Origin of the sequence: Maricaulis sp. (genome assembly GCF_048269565.1) — a bacterium.
In the GTDB taxonomy this organism is placed as follows: domain Bacteria; phylum Pseudomonadota; class Alphaproteobacteria; order Caulobacterales; family Maricaulaceae; genus Maricaulis.
Window position 1 is genome coordinate 53,500 of record NZ_JBLXIK010000009.1, and the last position, 20,751, is coordinate 74,250.

Below are 20,751 nucleotides of genomic sequence, written 5' to 3' on the forward strand. Positions count from 1 at the left end.
CCGGGGAGTCGTTGGTGAAACTGCTCGTGTTGTCCCATGCCGCAGATCGGACCGGCGCGCCGCGGAGCGCGTTGCTGCTGGCCCGGGAATGGGCCGCGATGGGGCTTGATGTCGAAATCCTGCTGCGCCGGGATGGCGTTCTTAGGCCCGCATTCGAGGCTGTGGCGCCCACCGCGATTTACCGGGGGCGGCCGGAATTCGGCCCGGGGGACGTCCTTCCTCTCCTGCGCGATTACGATCCTGGCATGGCTTTGAAGTGCCTGCGTAATCCTGACCGGCCCTATTGCCTCTCCCGCAACGAACGGCGGGATGCCGCCGCGCTGGCCGCTCGCTATCGCGCCTGGGGCGCGCAGGCGATCTATGCCAACACCTCGCACTGCGCCGATATGATCGAGCCTCTGGGTCTCGATTTGCCGGTCCTGACCCATGTCCGGGAGATGGCGCCCAGTCTCCGGGCGTTGGACCCCCGCCGGCGCGCCCATCTCCTCCATGGCGATGGCCCGGTGTTGGCGGTGTCCGAACGTGGCCGGGCCGACCTGGCGGAAATCGGTGTGGCCGCATCGCGCCTCGGGGTCGAGCCGCCGGCCGCCGCGGTGCCAGATCTTCAGGCGCTGGAGCGGCAACGCGACCGTGTCGAGCAGCAATTTGGCCTGGCGCCGGGCGACCGCCTGGTGGTCGGGGCCGGCACGGTTGGTCCGCGCAAGGGTCCCGACCTGTTCATTGAAAGTCTCGGGCGAGCGATTGAAGCCGCACCTGCCGGCGAACGCATTGCCGGCCTCTGGCTTGGTGAGGGCGAGTGGCTGGATCCTTGCCGCGACCGCATCAAGGCGGCCGGGCTGGGCGATGCCGTCAGCTTCCCCGGGGCGATGGCGGATATCGCGCCGGTCCTGTACCGCGCCGACCTGCTGCTCTGCACCTCGCGCGAGGATCCTTATCCACGCGTGGTAATCGAGGCTGCCCTGGCGGGCACGCGGAGCGTCGCCTTCGCGGCGACCGGCGGCGCCGAGGAGTTCATCACCCGGTTCGATGCCGGCTCGCTGGTGCCCGCCTTTGATACCGGGGCCATGGCTGCCGCGATCACGACCGTGCTCAAGCGGCCGCACCGGTGTGACGCCGGCCTTGCCGCGCGCGTCGCTGCCGAACGCTCGGTCGAGCGCAGCGCCCGGCGCATTCTCGACCGGCTGCAGATGCTGACAGGAGAGGCCAATGCCACGTCTGCTGATTCATAGCACGCCCGACACGCTGGCCAGTGCTGCGGCCGACGAGATCGTCCGGGCCGTGAACCGGCATGCCGGGCGGCGCTTCAATCTGGCGCTGTCGGGCGGGTCGACGCCGCCGCTGATCTTTCGCCGGTTGCGCCGTTTGCTTGAACGCCGGCTGCCCGTCGACCGCCTGCGCCTGTTCTGGATTGACGAGCGCTGTGTGCCGATCGGCCACCCCGACAGCAATGCCGGCAGTGCCCGCCGCCATCTCGGGCGCATCTGGAATGGCGCTGATGTCCGCGCAATGTCGGGCACGGTCCCGCCGCAGGCCGGCGCTGCCGCCTATGCCCGGCGCCTGGCGTATTTTGGCGGCGCTCAGGCTTTCGACATGGCGCTGGTGGGGCTGGGGCCAGACGGACATGTCGCCTCGCTCTTTCCCGGCTCTGACGCGCTGGATGCGAGCGGGACCGTGACAGTGGGTCAGTCGCCACGCGGTGATCAACGATTGTCGGTGACGCTCGACGTGCTGCGGGCAACGCGATCCCTGCTGGTGGTGGCGTGCGGTGAGTCGAAGGCCTGGGCCGTGCGCGAGGCCCTTACCGGGCCGGTGCTTTGCCCGTTCGCGCGCGCCTGCGCCGGTCGGCCGAGCGTCCAGATCCATGTCGACGCCGCCTGTGCCCGGGCATTGGGCCGGCGCGGGTCATAAATCTCATGCTGTGGCAGTGAAACGAGCCGCTAACAGCCTCTCCGGTCGATTGATCATTGAGGTCTAAGCAGATATTCTTTCGCCTGAATCAATCAATTGGAGAATTCGAATGGCTAGCACGGGGGGCGTCAAGAACTACTATGTGTTCACGACACACAAAGCGGCGTCGAGATTTATTGATGCCCTGATGAGGGACATCGCAATTGGAACTGGATTGGAGCTGCATGCCCCCAAACATCCGGGATTTCCACGCGAGAAAGAACTCGAGCGCGATCCAAGCAAGCTGACAGTAACCGGTTTGATCGGAACTTTGCGATACGCGTTCATGCCGCTGGACTGGGAAGATTCACATATCATGCTGCACCTGCGAGATCCGCGGGACGTGCTGGTGTCATTGTATTTCTCCCACAAATACTCCCACCGGCGGAGCAGTGAGGGCTTCAACCCTTCCTCTGACTCTTTGAATGAGTTGGACAAGGGGATTGATAACTACGTTATGTTCAGGGCGCCCCAGTATCTGGAGCGGTACAACTTCTATATCGAGAATATGCTCGGCAAGGAGAATGTGACCTTCTCGCGCTATGAGGACATGGTCATGGACTTCGAGGGCTGGTTGCCCCGTTTCCTCGAGCCCTATCCGCTGCGCAACCGCAAGGGTTTCATTGCCAAGCAGATGAAGAAGCGCGCGGCGCAGTTCGAGCTCGATGGCAGTGAGGATGTCACGGCGCACAAGCGCAAGGCCGTGCCGGGTGACCACAAGGAAAAGCTGGAGCCGGCGACGATCGAGGCGCTGAACAAGATGTTCGCGGGGCCGCTCGCCAGCCTGCAATACGAAGTCTGACGGGCGCCGCACCCGGCTTGCTGCGGGGCATCCTGTAATGGAATACCGGGTGGCTGCCCTGTGCGCCGGCCGCCCGGACGTGAAGTGGGAGTGCGCCCCGGCCGGACTTGCGCCGGGCCGGGGCGCCACCCTTTCCGATCAGGCACCAGGGGGATACAGATGAGCGTTGATGGCGAATACCTTTACCTTTTCAACCACATTCCAAAAACAGCCGGGACGGCGTTCAAGAAGTTCATCCTGAAGAATGTGGGTGAACAGCGCTTTCTGGACATCATCCATCCGGACAAGGCGAAGATCGACGAGACCCTGGCGGTCACGAATACCGGCGAGCTGAGCTGGATTTGCGCCAATTTTCACAAGAACCAGATCGAGGGGCTGCGCCAGTCTGACGGCCGGCCGTTGAAAATCGTTACCATGCTGCGTCACCCGGTTCAGCGCGGCATGTCGCTGTACCGCTTTGTCCGCAACAAGAAGTCCCACGCCCTGTACGAGACCATCTCGCGCATGGATATCCTGGACTTTGCGCGTGACGACGCGCTCGACCGGCAATTGTCGGAATATTACACGCGGCGCTTTGGCGGTGGTTCGATTGAGGCGGCGACGGCATTCCTCGAACAGGACAAGCTGGTGGTCGGGATCACCGAAGAGATGAACGCGACGATGGCGGCGATCGCCGAGGCGACGGGTTTCGCCCAGCTTGAAGTCCCGCGCGCGAATGTTTCAAAGGAGTTTTCCGAATTCGATGTCGACGGTGAGCGTGTCGCCGAGGCCACGCGGATCCTGACCGAAAAGAACCGGCTGGATATCGAGCTGTATGATCGTTACCGCGATGCCCTGTTGGCGTCTGTAGTTTCATAACAAATCCGGATTCCGGCGCTGCCGTTAACCAGGTTATTTGGTGTGTGGGCTGGTTTTTCAGCCATGATTCCGGTTGATTTCAGGCGCGATTGCGCTAATCAGTCCGGATCGTCCCTGAACACTAATTTCTGGTCCTGAGAGAGGAAAATTATGAGCTTTGAACCAAACGGTCTGGGTTGCCCGGAAGCCGTCGCCTATGCCCTGATGCTTCACATGGCCGCCGTTGAAGGCGTGTCGCTGTCCGGTGGCGAAAACTCCGCCAGCAAGAAGTGGATCATGAATACCTACGCCAAGTGCCTCGAGCTCGTGAAGCAGCAGCCTGCGTCCTGACATCCCGCCTCGACGCTGTGTATTGCCCTTGTCAAAAGGGGCGCCCAGTTTTCGGTTGTCGATGAGTTTTCAGTGACATCCCAGAAACTTAGCCCGGGTGAAGTGTTCCAGTGACTATCATTGCCATGATCCCGGCCCGGATGGGCAGCCAGCGGCTCAAGAAGAAGAACCTTGCGCCGCTGGCCGGCATCCCGCTGATCCGCCGTGCGGTCCGGCGCTGCCAGGCGGCCGGTTGTTTCGACCGGATCGTCGTCAATTCCGAAAATGTGGAATTTCGTGAGCATGCGCTTGCGGAAGGCGCCGAATTTCACCAGCGCCCGGACTGGCTCGGCGGCCATGACGCTACCAGCGAGGACTTCGTTGGCGAATTCATGCGCGCCCATTCCTGCGATCGTGTCTACCAGGTTCATTCGATCGCACCGCTCGCATCGGCCGATCATATCCGCCGCTTCGTCGAATATGGCGAGAGTGGCGAGCTGGACACGGTCCTCAGCTGCGTCGAGGAACAGATCGAGTGTGCCATGGGTGGCGAGCCGGTCAATTTCACCTTCGACTCCAAGACCAATTCCCAGGAATTGCCGCCACTGCAGCGCATCACCTGGAGCCTGACCAGCTGGACCCCGTCGGTTTTCCTCGAAGCGCAGGACGCCGGGCGCTGCGCCACCTATGCCGGCCGCGTCGGGATAATGCCCTTGGATCGCTGGTCCGGGCATGTCATCAAGACACAACAAGACTTGGATATCGCGGAAGCCCTGCTGAGCCATCTCGGAGACGGCCCGCAATTCGGTGGCTGAACGGGCGATCGCCCGTCGCGTCACATTCCAGAAGGACAGGATAATGGTGTTGAAGATCGGGGTCGTCGGATTCGGCAAGATGGGGCGAATCCGCAAGGCGACGCTTGATGCGCGCAGTGATGCGCGCGTTGTGGCGCTGGCCGATCCCTATGCCGATATGTCGGACCAGCCGGGCATGATCCGGCATACCGACTGGGAAAAACTCCTGGAAGAAGACATTGATGCGGTTGTCATCAGCTGCACCAATGAGCTGATCCCGACCGTGGCCGTCGCCGCCCTGGCCAAGGGGCTCCACGTCTTCTGCGAGAAGCCGCCGGGGCGCAACCCGCAGGATGTCTACCGCATTCGCGAAGCCGCACAGCAGCATCCGGAACTGATGGTGAAGTTCGGTTTCAACCATCGCTATCATGAATCCGTCGAACAGGCGCGGCGGCTGGTGTCGTCGCAGAGCCTTGGCAAAATCCTGTGGATGCGCGGTGTCTACGGCAAGGCCGGCGGCCCGGAATTTGACAAGAACTGGCGCAATGTGCCGAGCCGCTCCGGTGGCGGCATCCTGCTCGACCAGGGCATTCACATGATCGACCTGTTCCATGATTTCTGTGGGACCTTCAGCGAAGTGAAGAGCTTCGTCACCAGCCAGTACTGGAACATTCCGGTCGAGGACAATGCCTTCGCCCTGCTGCGCAATGACCAGGGCCAGGTCGGCGTTATCCACTCTTCGGCGACGCAATGGCGCCACACCTTCCGGCTCGAGATCTTCCTCGAAAAGGGCTTTTTGACGCTTGAGGGAATCCTGTCCTCGACCATGAGCTACGGCAAGGAAACCCTGATCGTCGCGCGCAACACCATGGACGAGAACGGCTATCCACTGCCCAATCCCGAAGAGGTGATCAGCTTTTTCGCCGATGACCGCTCTTGGGAAAAGGAAATGACCGAATTCGTCACCTGCGCCCTGGCCGGCGAACCGGTGCGGATCGGCACGGTGCAGCAGGCGGTCGATGCCATGGAAACGGTGTTTGCCATCTACGGCGCTGACAATAGCTGGACCCAGTCTGACGAAAGCGAGCAATCGGCATGAAAACCTCGGTCCTGATTGATGAAATGCGCCTCGCCGAAGTGCGTCCCGACCAGGTCTCGAAACGCTACGAGGAATTGCGCCGGGCCGAAGCGGCGCATTTGCTGCAGAACCCGTCGACACGCTGGGTCGGCCGCGCCAATCCGACCCGGAGCTGCAAGCCGGAACCGGCTTTCATGTCCGACGGTCTGAGCTTCCATCATTGCCCCGACAGCGGTTCGCTGTTCGCCTCGCCGGTACCGGTGCAGGACGAGCTCGACCGGCTGGCCCGCGATGGTGAGGCCGCGCGCTGGCGCCGTGATTATTTCGGTCATCGCTTCTCGGAAAAACAGCGCCAGTCGATCCATGCGCCGATCGTGCGCTGGGCCCAGGAAGTCATTGATGAATACGGTCTCGAGGCGCCGCGTACCGCTCTGGTCGGCAATGACGAGACGGGACTGGCCAGCTCGCTCAGCGCCATGGGCCGGCTCGGCGAGATGGTGCTGACCGAGCGCGTCTCCGGTCAGCCTGCGCCGGAGGGCACGGTTGAAAGGCCGGTTGCCGAACTCGGCGCCGCGTCCTTCGATCTCGTCTTTGACATGGGCTCGCTGGAACGGGTGTCCGACCCGGAACGCCGTTTCGCCCTCTGGTCGGAACTGGTCACGCCCGGCGGCTTCCTCGCCTTCACCACCAGCATGGCCAGCGGGCTGGAATATCGTGTGCTCGGCCCGAAAGCGGCCAGCTTTATCGCGCTCGACCGGCTGACGCTGTATTCGGTGCCGGCGCTGATGGAACAGCTCGCGGCGCACGGCTTTGAAGTCGTTGAATTCTCAACGCCGGGCCGGCTCGATGTCGAAGTCCTGACCCAGGCCTTCGCCGACGGGGCTCCAGCCGACAATCCGCTCGATTTCTGGACCCACGCGCTCAAGCATGGCGGCGAGGACTTCAAGACCGACCTGCAGCGCCTGCTGCAGCGTCACCGTTTCTCATCCTTCGCGCGTGTGCTCGCGCGCCGGGTTACCTGATCCATCATTCTATCTGAAGGCAGTAGCATCTCATGACAAAAGGCAAGATCCTCATCGGCCCCTCGAGCTATGGCGAGGCGAGCCCGGCGCCCGTGGAACTGCTGCGTTCGGCGGGATATGAAGTGATCGATAATCCGTTCAAGCGCCGTCTGACCCGCGAGGAATTGCTCGAGCTCCTGCCCGGCATCACCGGCCTGATCGCCGGCCTCGAGCCGCTCGACCGGCCGGTGCTGGAAAAGTCCGATCTCAAGGCCCTGGCCCGCGTCGGTTCGGGCATGTCCAATGTCGACATGCCGGCGGCGGAAAGCCTGGGCATCCACGTTTCGAACACGCCGAACGGTCCGGTTCTCGCTGTTGCCGAACTGACGGTCGGCTGTCTGATGAACCTCTTGCGCCAGACCTCGGCCATGGACCGCGCCATGCGCGCCGGCGGCTGGGACAAGCGCATGGGCCGCCAGTTGCGCGACCTGACCATCGCCATCGTCGGCTATGGCCGTATCGGCCGCCAGACCGGCGATCTGTTCACCGCGCTCGGTGCCAGGATTCAGATTGTCGACCCCTTCGTCGACCCGTCGACCGTGTCGGCGCCGGTGGTCACGCTCGAACAGGCGCTGGCCGAAGCCGATGCCATCTCCCTGCATGCCAGCGGCGAGACCTGCATCATCGATGCGGCGGCCTTTGCGGCGATGAAGCCGGGCATGTACCTGCTCAATGTCGCCCGCGGCGAGCTGCTTGATTATGACGCGCTGTTTGCGGCACTCGATGATGGCCGCGTCGCCGGTATCTGGGCCGACGCCCACCCGCAGGAGCCCTATAAGGGCGATCTGCTCAAATACGACCAGGCCCTGCTGACGCCGCATGTCGGCTCCTACTCGCTGGAGGGGCGCATCAAGATGGAAATGGATGCGGCCGAGAACCTGCTCGCCGATCTCGGCAAGGCCTCCTGATGGCGGATCTCGCCGAACTGCGCGCCGTGCTGGTGGCGGCCGAGGATGCGGCCCGCGCCGCTGGCCAGGCCCTGCGCGATGGCGGCGGCGATTTCGAGGGCGTCGAGCGCTCGGAAGGCCGGGACATCAAGCTCAATGCCGACCGCGCGGCCGAACGCATCATCATCGACCGGCTCACCGCTCTGGTGCCGGCGCCGATCCTGTCCGAGGAAACCGGCTGGACCGCGGCGGCGGGCGACAAGGTCTGGGTCGTCGATCCGCTGGACGGTTCGGCCAATTACAATCGCGATATTGCCCTGTGCAGTGTCTCGATCGCCTGGGTCGAGAACGGGCGTCCGGTCGCCGGTGTCATCTATGAATTCCTCAGCGAGCGCCTCTATAGCGGCGCCGTCGGGCTGGGGGCCTGGTTGAATGGCAAGCCGATGAGTGTCGCCGATCACACGCGGACCGAGGACTCGATCCTGTTTACCGGCCTGGCGATCAACCGGGATTTCAGCGCGCAGGCGCTGGGGGATTTCGCAGCCGGTTTCGCGCGCTGGAAGAAGGTGCGGATGATCGGTTCGGCGGCAACATCGCTGGCCTATGTCGCGCGCGGTGCCGCCGATGCCTATTTCGAGGACTCGATCATGTTCTGGGACGTCGCAGCCGGCTGTGCCCTGGTCGAGGCCGCTGGTGGCCGCTTCTCCATCGCCGGAGACTCAATGGACATGCCCGTTTGTGTGCATGCGGACAATGGCAAGCTCTGGACGCTCTGACCCGGCCGCCATCGCGCAGGCGCTGGGCGCGGCGCGGGCCGCAGGCCAGGCGTTTGACCCGCTGACACGTTTCGGACCGCTCAGCCTGGAAGCCGGTTATGCGATCGCGGCCCTTCGCTGTGATCCTGCTCAGGCGGCGGCCTACAAGCTCGGCGGCACGACCGGGGCGACGCGCACGGCGTTCGCGGTTTCGCGGGCCTATGCCGGGGCGCTGTGCGCCGATCAATTGATCAAGGACGGCCAGGACCTGCCGACGGGCCTGATCAATCCGGTGGTGGAGCCGGAAATTCTGCTCGCCTTTGACCGCCCCTTCGCGCCGCAGCGCGCCGCCCGCAGCGTCCAGGCGCTGCGCGACGAACTGGCCTGGGTCGGGATCGCGCTGGAAGTGCCCGCCACCCCCGTCAGCGGCCTGCCGCAAACCGGGGTCGGCTGGCTGCTCGCCGATTGCTGTGCCGCCGGCGCCCTGGTGGTCGGCGAACAGCTGTCGCCAGCGCATCTCGACACCCTGTCGCAGGCGCGGGTCACACTGCAGGTCGGCACGCGGACATCACAGGGCGAGGCCTCGCGGCTGCTTGATGGCGCGCTTGGCGCGATGTCCGACATCCTGGCGGTGTTCGGGCAATTGGGCTGGGCCGTGCCGGCGGGCATTCCTTTTGCAACCGGCGGGCTGGCCCCGGCGCTGCCGATTGGCGCGGGCGAGACGGTGCAGGCCGGCTTTGCCGGTCCGGGGATTGAGTTGTCGATATCGACCCGCCTGTGCGAAGAAGGCTGAACGAGCGGGTCTGAACTGGTCAGGAGACACGGTGCATGTGCGGAATTGTTGGCGTAACCGGTAACCCCGATGCCCGGGACATCCTGATGGAAGGCCTCCATCGGCTCGAGTACCGGGGCTATGACTCCGCCGGTGTGGCAATGATGGACGCGGCGGGCACGGTGCGGCGCGCCCGCGCGGCCGGCAAGGTGTCCAACCTCGCCTCCGAGCTGACCGGCGAGATCGTCGGCTGCACCGGCATCGCCCACACCCGCTGGGCCACTCATGGCGCCGCCACCCGCGACAATGCCCATCCGCACACCGCCGGCCGGGTGACGCTGGTACACAATGGCATCATCGAAAACTACAAGACGCTGCGCGCGGATCTCGCAGCCCGCGGCCGGGTGTTCGCGAGCGAGACGGATACCGAGGTGCTCGCCCACCTGCTCGACGCGGCCCTGGCCGATGGCGCCGACCCGCGCACCGCCCTGCTGTCCACCGTCGCCAAGCTGGAGGGCGCCTTTGCCTTCGCAGCCATCATTGATGGCGAGCCCGACCTGCTGCTCGGGGCCTGCCGCGGCGCGCCGCTGATTGCGGCCATCGGTCCGTCCAGCGGCTTTCTCGCCTCCGACATCATGGCGATTACCGGCGCTGCACACTCCGTGGTCTATCTCAATGTCGGCGATGCCGTCATCGTGCGCCCGGACCAGGTCGAGGTCTTCGATGTTTCGGGACAGCCGGTCAAACGGCCGGCGACCGTGGCGCCGACCTCGCTGGTGCTCGCCGAGAAGGGCAATTATCGCCACTTCATGCAGAAGGAAATCTACGAACAGCCGGAAGTCGTCGGCCATACGCTCAGCGCGTATCTGGACCCGGTCGCCGGTCAGGTTCGTCCCCGGGACGGGATTGATTTCGCGGCCGCCTCGCGCCTGCTGATCGTCGGTTGCGGCACCGCCTCCTATGCCGGCCAGATCGCCGAATACTGGTTTGAGGGCCTGGCGGGAATGCCGGTCGAGGTCGATATCGCCTCGGAATTCCGCTACCGCAAACCGGCCTTCATGCCCAATGACATGGCGCTCTTCATCTCCCAGTCCGGCGAGACCGCCGACACGCTTGAAGCGATGCGGATGTGCAAGGCCGCCGGGCTGACGACCGTCGTGCTGGTCAATTCGCCGCTGTCGACCATGGCGCGTGAGGCTGATATCGTTGCGCCGACCATGGCCGGACCCGAGATCGGCGTCGCCTCGACCAAGGCCTTCACCTGTCAGCTCGCCTCGCTCGCGGCGCTCGCTGTGCTCGCCGGCGTCCAGCGCGGCCGTATCGATGCCGCCGACCAGGCCAGCCATGTCAGCCGGCTGATGGGCGTGCCGGGTCTGATGGCGCTAGCGCTGCGGATCGAGGACCAGATCAATCACCTCGCTGGCGAGCTGTCACAGGCGTCGATCGTGCTTTATCTCGGCCGCAATGAATTTTTCCCGATGGCGCTGGAAGGTGCCCTGAAACTCAAGGAAATCAGCTATATCCACGCCGAGGGCTATGCCGCCGGCGAGCTCAAGCACGGCCCCATCGCGCTGATCGAGGACGACGTCGCGGTGGTCGTGATCGCACCCTATGACGAGCTTTTCATCAAGACCCGCTCCTCGATCCAGGAAGTGCGCGCCCGCGGTGCCCGCGTCATCGCCATCACCGACCCGCGCGGTGCCGCCGAACTCGAGGGCGAGGCGAGCGCCATCATCACCCTGCCGCAAGCCGAAGGCCTGGCGGCCCCGCTGGTTGCGGCGGTGGCGGTGCAATTGCTGGCCTATTATGTCGCCGTCCACAAAGGCACCGATGTCGACCAGCCGCGCAATCTGGCGAAATCGGTGACGGTAGAATAGCGAAACCTTTCGTGACTTTATCGCTGTGATGGCCGGGTCTATAGGGCGTTCTGTTTCAATGGCGTGGCGCGTTCGCGGCCCGCATATCTTGCAAGACCGGGAAGCCCCATGACCGACATGATCCCCTTCATCGACCTCCAGGCCCAGCGTGGGCGCATTGGCGCGAAAATCGACGCCGCCGTCGCCAAGGTTCTCGGTGAGGGCCGCTATATTCTCGGGCCGGAAGTCACCCAGCTGGAAGCGGACCTGGCGGCGTTCAATGGCGAGGGGCGGGCCTTGTCCTGTGCCAATGGCACCGACGCGATCCTGATCCCGCTGATGGCCTGGGAAATCGGGCCGGGCGATGCCGTTTTCGTGCCCAGCTTCACCTTCGCCTCGACGGCCGAGGTCGTGGTGCTGGCCGGGGCCTCGCCGGTCTATGTCGACATTGATCCCGACACCTACAATATGTCCCCCGCCAGCCTGGCTGCCGCGATCGATGCGGTGAAGGCCAAGGGCGAGCTGACACCGCGCGCGGTCATCGCCGTCGATCTGTTCGGCCAGCCGGCCAATTATCCGGCGCTCAACGAGATCACCCGTGCCCACGGCATGAAGCTCATCGCCGATGGCGCCCAGGGCTTCGGCTGCACGCTGGACGGTCAGTCCTCGCTGCATTGGGCCGACGTGCTCACCATCAGCTTCTATCCGGCCAAGCCCCTCGGCTGCTACGGCGATGGTGGCGCGGTGATGTGCAAGGATGACGCCCTGTATGATCTGATGAAGTCGGTGCGCGTGCATGGTGAGGGCAAGGAGCGCTATGAGTATGCGCGCATTGGCCTCAACTCGCGTCTCGACACCATCCAGGCCGCCGTCCTGCTCGAAAAATTGCGCGTCTTCCGCGAGGAAATCGGCATGCGCCAGCGCGTCGCCGATCGCTATGCAGCGGGCTTCGGCAACCAGGTCAAATACCCCCGCGTGCCGGACAATGCCCAGTCCACCTGGGCGCAATACACGATCGAAGTCGCCGATCGCGACGGTTTCCGCGCCCATCTGGCCGCCAAGGGTGTGCCGAGTGCGATCTATTATCCGATCCCGCTGCACCTGCATGAGCCCTATGCGCCTTACCCGCTCGCACCGGGCGGGCTGCCGGTCACCGAAGCGGCCGCCGGGCGCGTCGTCTCGCTGCCGATGCATCCGGACATGTCGGACGCGCATATCGACCAGGTGATCGAGGCGGTGCTGAGCTATCCGGCTGCGCACGCCTGAGCCGCAAAGCTGAATTGATCGGGAATTGATGGCGCTTACGGGTGGTATTTGCGCGCTACCTGTCCTAAATCGCGCTGATGCGGTGCGCGCCCGGCTTTCTTCCTGCATTTGAAGCGTATCGGCCAGTGAGGACATGATGAGTACGATCCAGGAGAGCGTCCGCGCCTACGCGAAGCGATTTCAGAGCGCCCGTCACCGGGAACGTCCGCTTTCGGCTCACCTCAAGGCCCTCGAATCCGAGAGCATGCACATCATGCGTGAGGTCGCGGCCGAGTTTGACCGTCCGGTGATGCTCTACTCAGTTGGCAAGGATTCGGCCGTCATGCTGCATCTGGCGATGAAGGCCTTCTACCCCTCCCTGCCGCCTTTCCCGCTGCAGCATGTCGACAGCACGTTCAAGTTCCGCGACATGATCGCGTTTCGCGATGCCATTGCCGCGGAACTCGGTCTGGAAATCCGCGTCGAGATCAATGAGGAGGGGGTCGAACGCGGCATCAATCCCTTCGACCATGGCTCCAATCTGCACACCCAGGTGATGAAGACCGAGGCGCTGCGCGCCGCCATGAACCGGCACAAATATGATGCGGCCTTCGGCGGTGCCCGCCGCGACGAGGAAAAATCGCGCGCCAAGGAACGGATTTTCTCCTTCCGTGACGGCAATCATGGCTGGGATCCGAAGAACCAGCGGCCCGAGCTCTGGCGCAATTACAATACCAAGATCAAGCAGGGGGAATCGATCCGCGTCTTCCCGCTGTCCAACTGGACCGAGCTCGATATCTGGCAGTACATCCTCGAGGAAGAAATCCCGATCGTGCCGCTGTATTTCGCGGCGCACCGCCCGGTCGTCGAACGCGATGGCCAGCTGATCATGGTCGATGACGAGCGCCTGCCGCTCGCCGACGGCGAGACGCCGGAGCTGCGGCTTGTGCGTTTCCGCACCCTGGGCTGCTATCCCCTGACCGGTGCCGTTGAATCCGGTGCCACGACGCTTGAGGAAATCGTGATCGAAATGCTCACGGCGCGGACCTCCGAACGGTCCGGCCGCCTGATCGATCATGACGAGTCCGGGTCGATGGAGAAGAAGAAGCGGGAGGGCTATTTCTGATGGACGACCTCGACCCACAAGCCGCCGTCATGGAACGCCTGACCCATTCAGGCGGCCAGGGCGTCCTGCGCTTTCTCACCTGCGGTTCCGTCGATGACGGCAAGTCGACCCTGATCGGCCGGCTGCTGTATGATTCCAAGCTCCTGTTCGAAGACCAGCTCTCCGTGCTGGCGCGCGACAGCCGCAAGCATGGCACGGTTGGCGAGGAGATCGATTTCGCCCTGTTGCTCGATGGCCTCGAAGCCGAACGCGAGCAGGGCATCACGATTGATGTCGCCTATCGCTATTTTGCGACCGAGAAGCGCAAATTTGTCGTCGCCGACACGCCGGGCCATGAGCAGTACACGCGCAATATGGCGACGGGGGCCTCGACGGCCGATGTTGCCGTGATGATGATTGATGCCCGCAAGGGCGTGCTGATCCAGACCCTGCGCCACACCTATATCGCGCGCATGATGGGCATTCGCCACATCGTGCTGGCGGTCAACAAGATGGACCTGGTCGAGCATTCGCGCGGCCGTTTCCACGAGATCGTCGCCGAATATCTCAAGAGCGCCGACAGTCTGGGCTTCGAGACCATCACGCCGATTCCGATGTCGGCCCGCTTTGGCGAGAACGTCACCGTTCGTAGCGAGACCATGTCCTGGCATACTGGTCCGACCCTGATCGAGCACCTCGAAGGGCTCGACATCTCGGCCGATATCCAGAACGAACCCTTCCGCATGCCGGTGCAGTGGGTCAACCGGCCCAATCTCAATTTCCGCGGCTATTCCGGCATTATCGTCTCCGGTTCGATCAAGCCGGGCGATGCGATTGTCGTGGCCAAATCCGGCACCGCCGCCAATGTCAGCCGGATCGTTACCGCCGATGGCGATCTTGACGAGGCCGTGGCCGGCGATTCCGTCACCCTGGTGCTCAATCACGAGATCGATATCTCGCGCGGTGACGTGATTGCCTCCGCCGAAGAACGGCCGGAAGTCTCCGACCAGTTCGCGGCCGAGATCCTGTGGATGAACCAGGAAGACCTGCTGCCGGGCCGTTCCTATCTGCTGAAGATCGGCACCGCGACCACGCCGGCGACCATTTCCTCGCTGCGCCATCGCGTCGACGTCAACACCTATGAGAAACAGCCCTGCCGCAAGCTGGAGATGAACGGCATCGGCATGTGCAATGTGTCGACCGCGCAACCGATCGCCTTCGACCCCTATCACAAGATCCGGGATATGGGCGCCTTCATCCTGATCGACCGTTTCACCAATCAGACGGTGGGGGCGGGCATGATCGAATTCGGTCTGCGCCGGGCGTCCAATATCCACCATCACGCGATGACGGTGACCAAGACCGAGCGGGCCCAGATCAAGGCGCAAAAGCCGGCCGTGCTCTGGTTCACCGGTCTGTCCGGTGCCGGCAAGTCGACGGTGGCCAATCTGGTCGAGCAGAAACTGGCCCGCGCCGGCCACCACACCTATTCGCTCGATGGCGATAATGTCCGCCATGGCCTCAATCGCGATCTCGGCTTCACCGATGAGGACCGGGTCGAGAATATCCGCCGGATCGGCGAGGTCGGACGGCTGTTCGTCGATGCCGGTCTGCTGGTGACCTGTTCCTTCATCTCGCCCTTCCGTTCGGAACGCCGGATGGTGCGGGAACTCGTCGCCGAGGACGAGTTTATCGAGGTGTTTGTCGACACGCCGCTCGAAGTCTGCATGCAGCGCGATCCGAAGGGGCTCTACAAGAAGGTCGCCGCCGGCGAGATCAAGAATTTCACCGGTTTTGACAGCCCCTATGAAGCGCCGGAAGACCCGGAGCTGCGCATCGATACCACCGAGATTTCGGCGGAAGATGCGGCCGACCAGGTTATCGCCTTCCTGCGCGAGACCGGCCGTCTCGGCTAGGGCCAGGCGGCAGCAAAATACAAAAAAGGCCGGGCATTCGCGCCTGGCCTTTTTCATGTCTGCAGTCGGGTTATGACGGGCGCTGGCCCCAGGCGACGAAAGCGCCATTGAGGAATTCGGTTTCCGTCTTGGCGTAGAGGAAAGGCTCGCCATCGGGCATCAGCACCGCACCGCCGGCGGCGTTGAGCACGGCATGACCGGCGCCGGTATCCCATTCGCGCGTCGGGCCGAAACGCGGATAGACATCGGCGAGCCCTTCCGCGACGAGACAGAATTTCAGCGAGGAACCGGCCGAGGTGCGCTCGGTGACGCCGACGGAGTCGGCGAAGGCGAGGGTGGCGGCATCGGCGTGCGACCGGCTCATTACCCCGGTCAGCCCGCCGGCCGGGCGCGCACGGGTACTGATCGGCGCGAGCTGGTCAGGCCGGATCGCATCGCCGGCCTTCAGGGCTCCGGCCCAGGCCTCGGTGCCGCCGATATAGACGCGCTCGCGTGCCGGTGCGTAGACGCAGCCGGCGGTCGGGATGCGGTCTTCGACCAGGGCGATATTGACGGTGAATTCGCCGTTCTTGTTGATGAATTCCTTGGTGCCATCGACCGGGTCAACGAGGATGAAGGTCTGGCCGACATCGGGGCGGAAGCCGGCCGAGAAGCTTTCCTCGGCGAGGACGGGGATGCCCGGGAGCAGTTTCTCCAGCCCGGCGAGGATGATCTTCTCGGCGAGCTCGTCGGCATCGGTGACCGGCGAGGCATCATCCTTGTCGCGCGCGGCGAAGTCGGAATTGTAGATTTCCATGATGGCGGAACCGGCTTCGCTGCACAGGCGGGCGAATTCGAAGGCGAGGGCATTCTTGTCATTGATCAGGGACATGGGAACTCCAGACGGGGTCAGAAATGCAGGATTGCCAGTGTGGCAATGGCGGCAATGGCGTAGGCGATGAGCACCACACTTCCCAGGCGCAGGAAGTGGGACAGGCGATATTGCCCCGGCGTCAGCACCATCAGGTGGGTCTGATAGCCGAAGGGCAGGAGAAAACTGGCGCTGGCACCGAAGGCGGTCGCGAGCACGAACGCGTCGGCGGGCAGGGCGAGCTGGACCGCGGTGCCCAGGGCGACGGGCAGGGTGATCAGCGCCGCGCTGGCGTTCGAGAACAGCTCGGTCATGCACCAGGCGAGCAGAAATATCGCCGCCAGCGCCGCCCAGTCGGGCAGGCCATTGACCTGGTGGGCAATGAAATCGGCCAGCACATCGGAGGCACCCGATTGCTGGATCAGCTGGCTCAGCAGCACCGCGCCCCACAGGATGATCACCAGCTCGAAGGGGAATATCCGCTTGGTCTCGCGCGGCGTGATCCAGCCGCTGAGGACGCAGGCCGCCGCCATCAGGAAGGCCGCCAGTGCAAAGGGCAGAAGCTGGAACACCGCGACGATCAGGAAAAGCACAAAGCTGGCCCCGAGCAACAGCGTGTTGCCGCGGCTGAGCGGGACCTGGCCAGGCTCCTCGACATCGAGAATGTGCAGATTGGTGCGCAGATTCCTGCGCGAGCGGAAGTCGGGCCCTGCGGCGAGGATCAGGATATCGCCGGTCTTGAGCCGGATCTCGCCCAGCTTGCCCGACAGGCTTTCATCACCGCGGCGCACCGCGACCACCGAGGCATCGAAGCGGGCGCGGAAATCGGCCTCCTTCAGGGTGCGGCCGTCGAGGACGGAATTGTTGGCGATCACGGCATGAAACAGCGTGCCGAGGCGCTCCGGCTGCGAGGGGCCGTCAATCGAGATACCATTGATGGCGTGCAATTCGTCAACATGGATGAAGTCACCGACGAAGATCAGCCGGTCGCCTTCCTCGATCGCATGGCTGGGATTGACCGGGGAGATGATGCGTTCCTGGCGCACGATTTCGGCGAGGAAAAAGCTTTGCAAATGCCGCAACTGGTTTTCGCCGATATTGCGGCCGATCAGTTTCGAGCCGGGCTGCACCCGGGCCTCGACATAGTAGACGGCCGTGTCGGCATCGCCCGAGCCTGCCGGCCGCCGCAGGATGATCGGGGCCACCAGCACAAGCGCGCCGAACACGGCCAGCGCCGCCATCGCACCGGGCAGGGCAAAGTCGAGCACGGTGAGTTGCAGCCCGCCGCGCGCCGCCTCGCCGACCACCATCAGGCTGGCGCTGGTCCCGAACGGCGTCAGCATGCCTCCGGCCAGCGCCATGTAGGACAGCGGCAGCAACAGGGCGTGCGGCGGGATATTGGGGTGCCGTGCGGCCGGACCCATGAAGGCGCCGACGACAGCAGTATTGGGCGTGAAGGCGGAGACCAGACCGGTCAGGCCGAGAAAGCGGAACAGGCTGGCGCGCATGCCCAGCCGGGCGCGCCCGAACAATGCCTGTCCGATCCCCGGGATCTTGGTCAGGGCGGCCGCGACAATCACCAGGCTGGTGACGGCGATGATCGCCGGAGATGTGATGGCGGTGACGGCGTCGGAAAATCCGATCTGTCCAGTGATGATGACGCCGATGATGAAGCCGGCAAAGGCGCGCGTTGTCCCGACCCGGCCCGACAGGAGGGCCGCGGCCAGCAGTGTAATCAGCACAATATCGATGATCGTCGCGCTCAATCTTCCCCCCGGAATTTGCCTGCCCTTGCGGGTGAGCAAGTGGTAGCGTATCGCGAGCACAATCCAAATCCCTGCCTGCATTTACAGGCCCGGTTTCCGCTGTGAAGCTGGGCGGGAAGCCGCAAGGGTGGTAACGGTGCGGCAGATTGGCTTCAATCCACGGCGCGGACCCCTCAATGACCGTCGACAATACATCCCGGCAAGGGCCCATGGCGGATATCGCCGTCCTGATCGTGGCTTATCGCAGCCGCGACACGCTGGGCCAGTGTCTCGAGACGCTGGCGGCGCAGACCGTGCGGCCGCGCCGGGTCCTGGTGCTGGAGAATGGCTCGCCCGAGGGCGAGCGGATCGATGCTGCGACGCTGCCCGACTGGATCGAATTCATCGAGAGCGATGAAAACCTCGGTTTTGCCGGCGGCAATAACCGGCTGGCGGATCTGGCGGATAGCGAATGGCTCGCCCTGCTCAATCCCGACGCCTTTCCCCGGTCGGACTGGCTGGAACAATTGCTCGAGGGCGCGGCGCGCTACCCGCAGATTGACCTGTTCGGATCGACGCAATACGCGGCCGGCTATTCCGGACAACTCGACGGCGTCGGCGATGTCTATCATGCGACCGGGCTGGCCTACCGGGCCGGCTATGGGCGCTCCGTCGACCTGCTGCCGCCCGATGGCGAGGTGTTCGCGGTCTGCGGTGCTGCAACCTTTGTCCGCCGGTCGCTGTTCGCGGCCCTGGGCGGGTTCGACGAGCGCTTCTTTTGTTATAATGAGGATGTCGACCTCGCCTATCGCGCCCGGCTGGCCGGGCACAGGGCGATGCAGCTGCGCGACGCAGCGGTTGATCATCTGGGCTATGCCTCGTCGGGACGGCGATCGGAATTCGCCACCTATTATGGCGTGCGCAACCGGCTGTGGGTGTTTCTCAAGAATACGCCCGGCTGGCTGTTCTGGCTGCTCTTGCCGGTGCATGCCGCCATCACCGCCCTTCTGTGGCTGTCGGCGGCGCGCTTTGGTCAGTTCACCGTATTCGGGCGGGCCCTGCGCGATGCGCTGGGCCGGCGCGGCGAGATGATGCAGTCGCGGCGGGAGATTCAGGCGAACCGCGTCGCCACGACCTGGCAGATGGCGCAGGCGATGAGCTGGAATCCATTGCGCCTGCTCACCCGGGCGCCGGACGTTCGCCCGCTGGCCCGGGACTAGCAGTCGGGCAGCTGGTCCAGCGGCGTCAGCTCGACGCGTTGGAGATCGACGGTGTTGCGCTCGAAATCCCAGGCCGGCCACAGGCCGATATAGGCATGGTCCCAGCTGCAGACCGGGGCTGCCACTTCGATGGTGAAGGACTCGAATCCGTCGTCGGGCTCGACATGCTCGCCGGAATTCTGACCGATGCCGGGGACAAAGAAATTGAGACGCACGTTGTCGGCGCCGTGTTCGGGCGCGCGGCGCAGGGTGAAGCTGACCCGGACGCGCCGGCCCTGGATCGCGTCAATCTCGGTCGGCGACAGCGCGAAAAAGGCGCCGGCTGACTGGATGCCGTCGAACGGGCCACGCACCGCGTCGATGCGGGCGAAGTTCTCGTCGCCTTCGGTGAGGAACCGCGCTGTCAGACCGTTGCCGGTCGTCAGGGCGTTGAGGCCGTCGCCCTCGTAAACGATGCCCTCGGAGAGGATTTCCTCGCGTGAGCGCACGGTATTGTCACCATGGCTCAGGGCGCCGCCGACCATTCCGGCGGTGACGAGGGCTGCGATCGGGTAAAAGGCCCAGTCGGGCAGGCTGTACATCTGAGTTTTCGACCTGGACAAGCGATGGATGACGAAGAAAGTGTTTGGCGCGGATGTCCGGCCGGGTCAACGGCGGCATCGCGGTCCGCACGCCATGAATTGTTGCGGATATCGGCCTCGCTTTTGCCCCGATCCGGTGCGAGAAAACCCGGTATTGACCACGGGAGTCAAGGCGCGGGGCGGCAATCTTGAGACAGTACTTGAACTTTGACGCGACGCAGCGGATTTTAGGACGATGACGGAACGACCCAATTCCGCTGACGATCCCCTTCTGGCGGCCGTAACCCGGTTGAACGGGGCGTTGGCGCGCATTGAGGGGCAGACCAAGAAACTGCGCGGCCGTGTTGAACGCGCCGAGTCGGCGGCGATCGGGGCCCGTGATGCCGATGATGACCGGGCACGGCTCGCCGATGCGCTCGATACGGCGCGGGCCCGGGAACAGGCCCTGCAACAGGTTGCGCAGGAGACATCGGACGCGCTCGACCGGGCGATTGGCGAATTGCGTCTGTATATGGATGAGGGGGGCTAGATCGGCATGTCCAAGGTAGCGGTCACACTCAATGGTCGGGTTTATTCGATTGGCTGCGAGGAGGGGCAGGAAGCCTATCTGCGCGAGCTCGCCGGCTATCTCGACGGCAAGGTCTCCATCATGGCCGGCCAGGTCGGACAGATCGGTGATCTGCGCCTGGCGGTGATGGCCTCGCTGATCGTGGTCGACGAGCTCAAGGATGCCGAGCGCCGCATCGAGACGCTCGAGGCCGAGCTGGATGCACTGCGCTCGCAGGCCCAGGGTTCCGACAGCGAATATGGCGAGGAGCGCCAGCACCTCGCGGAACACCTGCTCAAGGCGGCCCAGCGCCTGGAACAGCTCGCCGCCAGCCTCGACTTTCCCGAACCCGATCTCGACGCGGACGCCAGCCCGGTCACTGAGCCGAAGATCAAATTCGCAGATGCCCGCCCTTGAGCCGCA

21 protein-coding genes are annotated in these 20,751 nt (G+C 64.2%); 18 read left to right on the top strand and 3 right to left on the bottom strand.

Annotated elements, in window-relative coordinates:
* Positions 1 to 14 precede the first annotated feature (14 nt).
* The 15 genes from ACN0YL_RS13655 (at position 15) to cysN (ending at position 15,385) form a co-directional block, all read left to right on the top strand.
* On the top strand, positions 15 to 1,229 hold the full coding sequence (locus ACN0YL_RS13655; RefSeq protein ID WP_417498350.1) for a glycosyltransferase: 1,215 nt from the start codon (positions 15 to 17) through the stop codon (positions 1,227 to 1,229).
* Positions 1,207 to 1,908 (top strand): 6-phosphogluconolactonase, encoded by a 702-nt coding sequence (pgl, locus tag ACN0YL_RS13660; RefSeq protein WP_417498351.1) that lies wholly within the window; start codon positions 1,207 to 1,209, stop codon positions 1,906 to 1,908. The genes ACN0YL_RS13655 and pgl overlap by 23 nt, the downstream gene beginning before the upstream one ends.
* 109 nt (positions 1,909 to 2,017) lie before the next feature.
* Positions 2,018 to 2,749, top strand: a complete 732-nt coding sequence (locus tag ACN0YL_RS13665) for a sulfotransferase domain-containing protein (protein ID WP_417498352.1) — start codon at positions 2,018 to 2,020, stop codon at positions 2,747 to 2,749.
* A 159-nt stretch (positions 2,750 to 2,908) separates the two neighbouring features.
* On the top strand, positions 2,909 to 3,607 hold the full coding sequence (locus tag ACN0YL_RS13670; protein ID WP_417498353.1) for a sulfotransferase family 2 domain-containing protein: 699 nt from the start codon (positions 2,909 to 2,911) through the stop codon (positions 3,605 to 3,607).
* A gap of 150 nt (positions 3,608 to 3,757) precedes the next feature.
* A complete protein-coding gene (locus ACN0YL_RS13675) occupies positions 3,758 to 3,937 on the top strand; it encodes a hypothetical protein (protein WP_417490898.1) in 180 nt (59 codons plus the stop codon).
* A gap of 110 nt (positions 3,938 to 4,047) precedes the next feature.
* Complete coding sequence (locus ACN0YL_RS13680) at positions 4,048 to 4,731, top strand: cytidylyltransferase domain-containing protein (RefSeq protein WP_417498354.1); 684 nt, start codon at positions 4,048 to 4,050, stop codon at positions 4,729 to 4,731.
* Between the two features lie 43 nt (positions 4,732 to 4,774).
* Positions 4,775 to 5,809, top strand: coding sequence for a Gfo/Idh/MocA family protein (locus ACN0YL_RS13685; RefSeq protein ID WP_417490900.1), 1,035 nt, complete (start codon positions 4,775 to 4,777; stop codon positions 5,807 to 5,809).
* The gene (locus ACN0YL_RS13690; RefSeq protein WP_417490901.1) at positions 5,806 to 6,810 is read left to right on the top strand and encodes a hypothetical protein; all 1,005 of its coding nucleotides are present in this window, start codon (positions 5,806 to 5,808) and stop codon (positions 6,808 to 6,810) included. Before ACN0YL_RS13685 ends, ACN0YL_RS13690 begins: the two co-directional genes overlap by 4 nt.
* Before the next feature lie 32 nt (positions 6,811 to 6,842).
* Positions 6,843 to 7,757, top strand: a complete 915-nt coding sequence (locus tag ACN0YL_RS13695; protein ID WP_417498355.1) for an NAD(P)-dependent oxidoreductase — start codon at positions 6,843 to 6,845, stop codon at positions 7,755 to 7,757.
* Positions 7,757 to 8,512, top strand: a complete 756-nt coding sequence (locus ACN0YL_RS13700; RefSeq protein WP_417490903.1) for an inositol monophosphatase family protein — start codon at positions 7,757 to 7,759, stop codon at positions 8,510 to 8,512. The genes ACN0YL_RS13695 and ACN0YL_RS13700 overlap by 1 nt, the downstream gene beginning before the upstream one ends.
* Positions 8,490 to 9,284: a hypothetical protein gene (locus ACN0YL_RS13705; RefSeq protein WP_417498356.1), complete on the top strand. Its 795-nt coding sequence runs from the start codon at positions 8,490 to 8,492 to the stop codon at positions 9,282 to 9,284. Before ACN0YL_RS13700 ends, ACN0YL_RS13705 begins: the two co-directional genes overlap by 23 nt.
* 35 nt (positions 9,285 to 9,319) lie before the next feature.
* Positions 9,320 to 11,140, top strand: coding sequence for a glutamine--fructose-6-phosphate transaminase (isomerizing) (gene glmS / locus ACN0YL_RS13710; protein WP_417498357.1), 1,821 nt, complete (start codon positions 9,320 to 9,322; stop codon positions 11,138 to 11,140).
* A gap of 108 nt (positions 11,141 to 11,248) precedes the next feature.
* Positions 11,249 to 12,385, top strand: coding sequence for a DegT/DnrJ/EryC1/StrS family aminotransferase (locus tag ACN0YL_RS13715; RefSeq protein WP_417498358.1), 1,137 nt, complete (start codon positions 11,249 to 11,251; stop codon positions 12,383 to 12,385).
* Positions 12,386 to 12,521: 136 nt separating this feature from the next.
* Positions 12,522 to 13,490 carry a sulfate adenylyltransferase subunit CysD gene (cysD, locus tag ACN0YL_RS13720; protein WP_417498359.1) on the top strand — a complete coding sequence of 323 codons (969 nt, stop codon included), beginning with the start codon at positions 12,522 to 12,524 and terminating at the stop codon, positions 13,488 to 13,490.
* A complete protein-coding gene (cysN, locus tag ACN0YL_RS13725; protein WP_417490907.1) occupies positions 13,490 to 15,385 on the top strand; it encodes a sulfate adenylyltransferase subunit CysN in 1,896 nt (631 codons plus the stop codon). The genes cysD and cysN overlap by 1 nt, the downstream gene beginning before the upstream one ends.
* A gap of 70 nt (positions 15,386 to 15,455) precedes the next feature.
* On the opposite strand, the gene cysQ is transcribed toward cysN, so the two are convergent.
* Both cysQ and ACN0YL_RS13735 read right to left on the bottom strand, forming a co-directional pair.
* Complete coding sequence (cysQ, locus tag ACN0YL_RS13730; protein ID WP_417467331.1) at positions 15,456 to 16,256, bottom strand: 3'(2'),5'-bisphosphate nucleotidase CysQ; 801 nt, start codon at positions 16,254 to 16,256, stop codon at positions 15,456 to 15,458.
* 17 nt (positions 16,257 to 16,273) lie between these two features.
* Positions 16,274 to 18,001 (bottom strand): SLC13 family permease, encoded by a 1,728-nt coding sequence (locus ACN0YL_RS13735; RefSeq protein ID WP_417490908.1) that lies wholly within the window; start codon positions 17,999 to 18,001, stop codon positions 16,274 to 16,276.
* Between the two features lie 209 nt (positions 18,002 to 18,210).
* Between ACN0YL_RS13735 and ACN0YL_RS13740 the strand changes: the two genes are divergently transcribed.
* Complete coding sequence (locus ACN0YL_RS13740; RefSeq protein WP_417490909.1) at positions 18,211 to 19,200, top strand: glycosyltransferase family 2 protein; 990 nt, start codon at positions 18,211 to 18,213, stop codon at positions 19,198 to 19,200.
* On the opposite strand, the gene ACN0YL_RS13745 is transcribed toward ACN0YL_RS13740, so the two are convergent.
* Positions 19,197 to 19,781, bottom strand: coding sequence for a hypothetical protein (locus tag ACN0YL_RS13745; RefSeq protein ID WP_417490910.1), 585 nt, complete (start codon positions 19,779 to 19,781; stop codon positions 19,197 to 19,199). The two genes, ACN0YL_RS13740 and ACN0YL_RS13745, sit on opposite strands and share 4 nt — an antisense overlap.
* A gap of 235 nt (positions 19,782 to 20,016) precedes the next feature.
* Between ACN0YL_RS13745 and ACN0YL_RS13750 the strand changes: the two genes are divergently transcribed.
* Entirely contained in the window at positions 20,017 to 20,310 is a 294-nt protein-coding gene (locus ACN0YL_RS13750; protein WP_417467325.1) for a DUF4164 family protein, read from the top strand.
* Positions 20,311 to 20,316: 6 nt separating this feature from the next.
* Positions 20,317 to 20,745, top strand: coding sequence for a cell division protein ZapA (gene zapA / locus ACN0YL_RS13755; protein ID WP_417498360.1), 429 nt, complete (start codon positions 20,317 to 20,319; stop codon positions 20,743 to 20,745).
* The last annotated feature ends 6 nt before the right edge of the window (positions 20,746 to 20,751 follow it).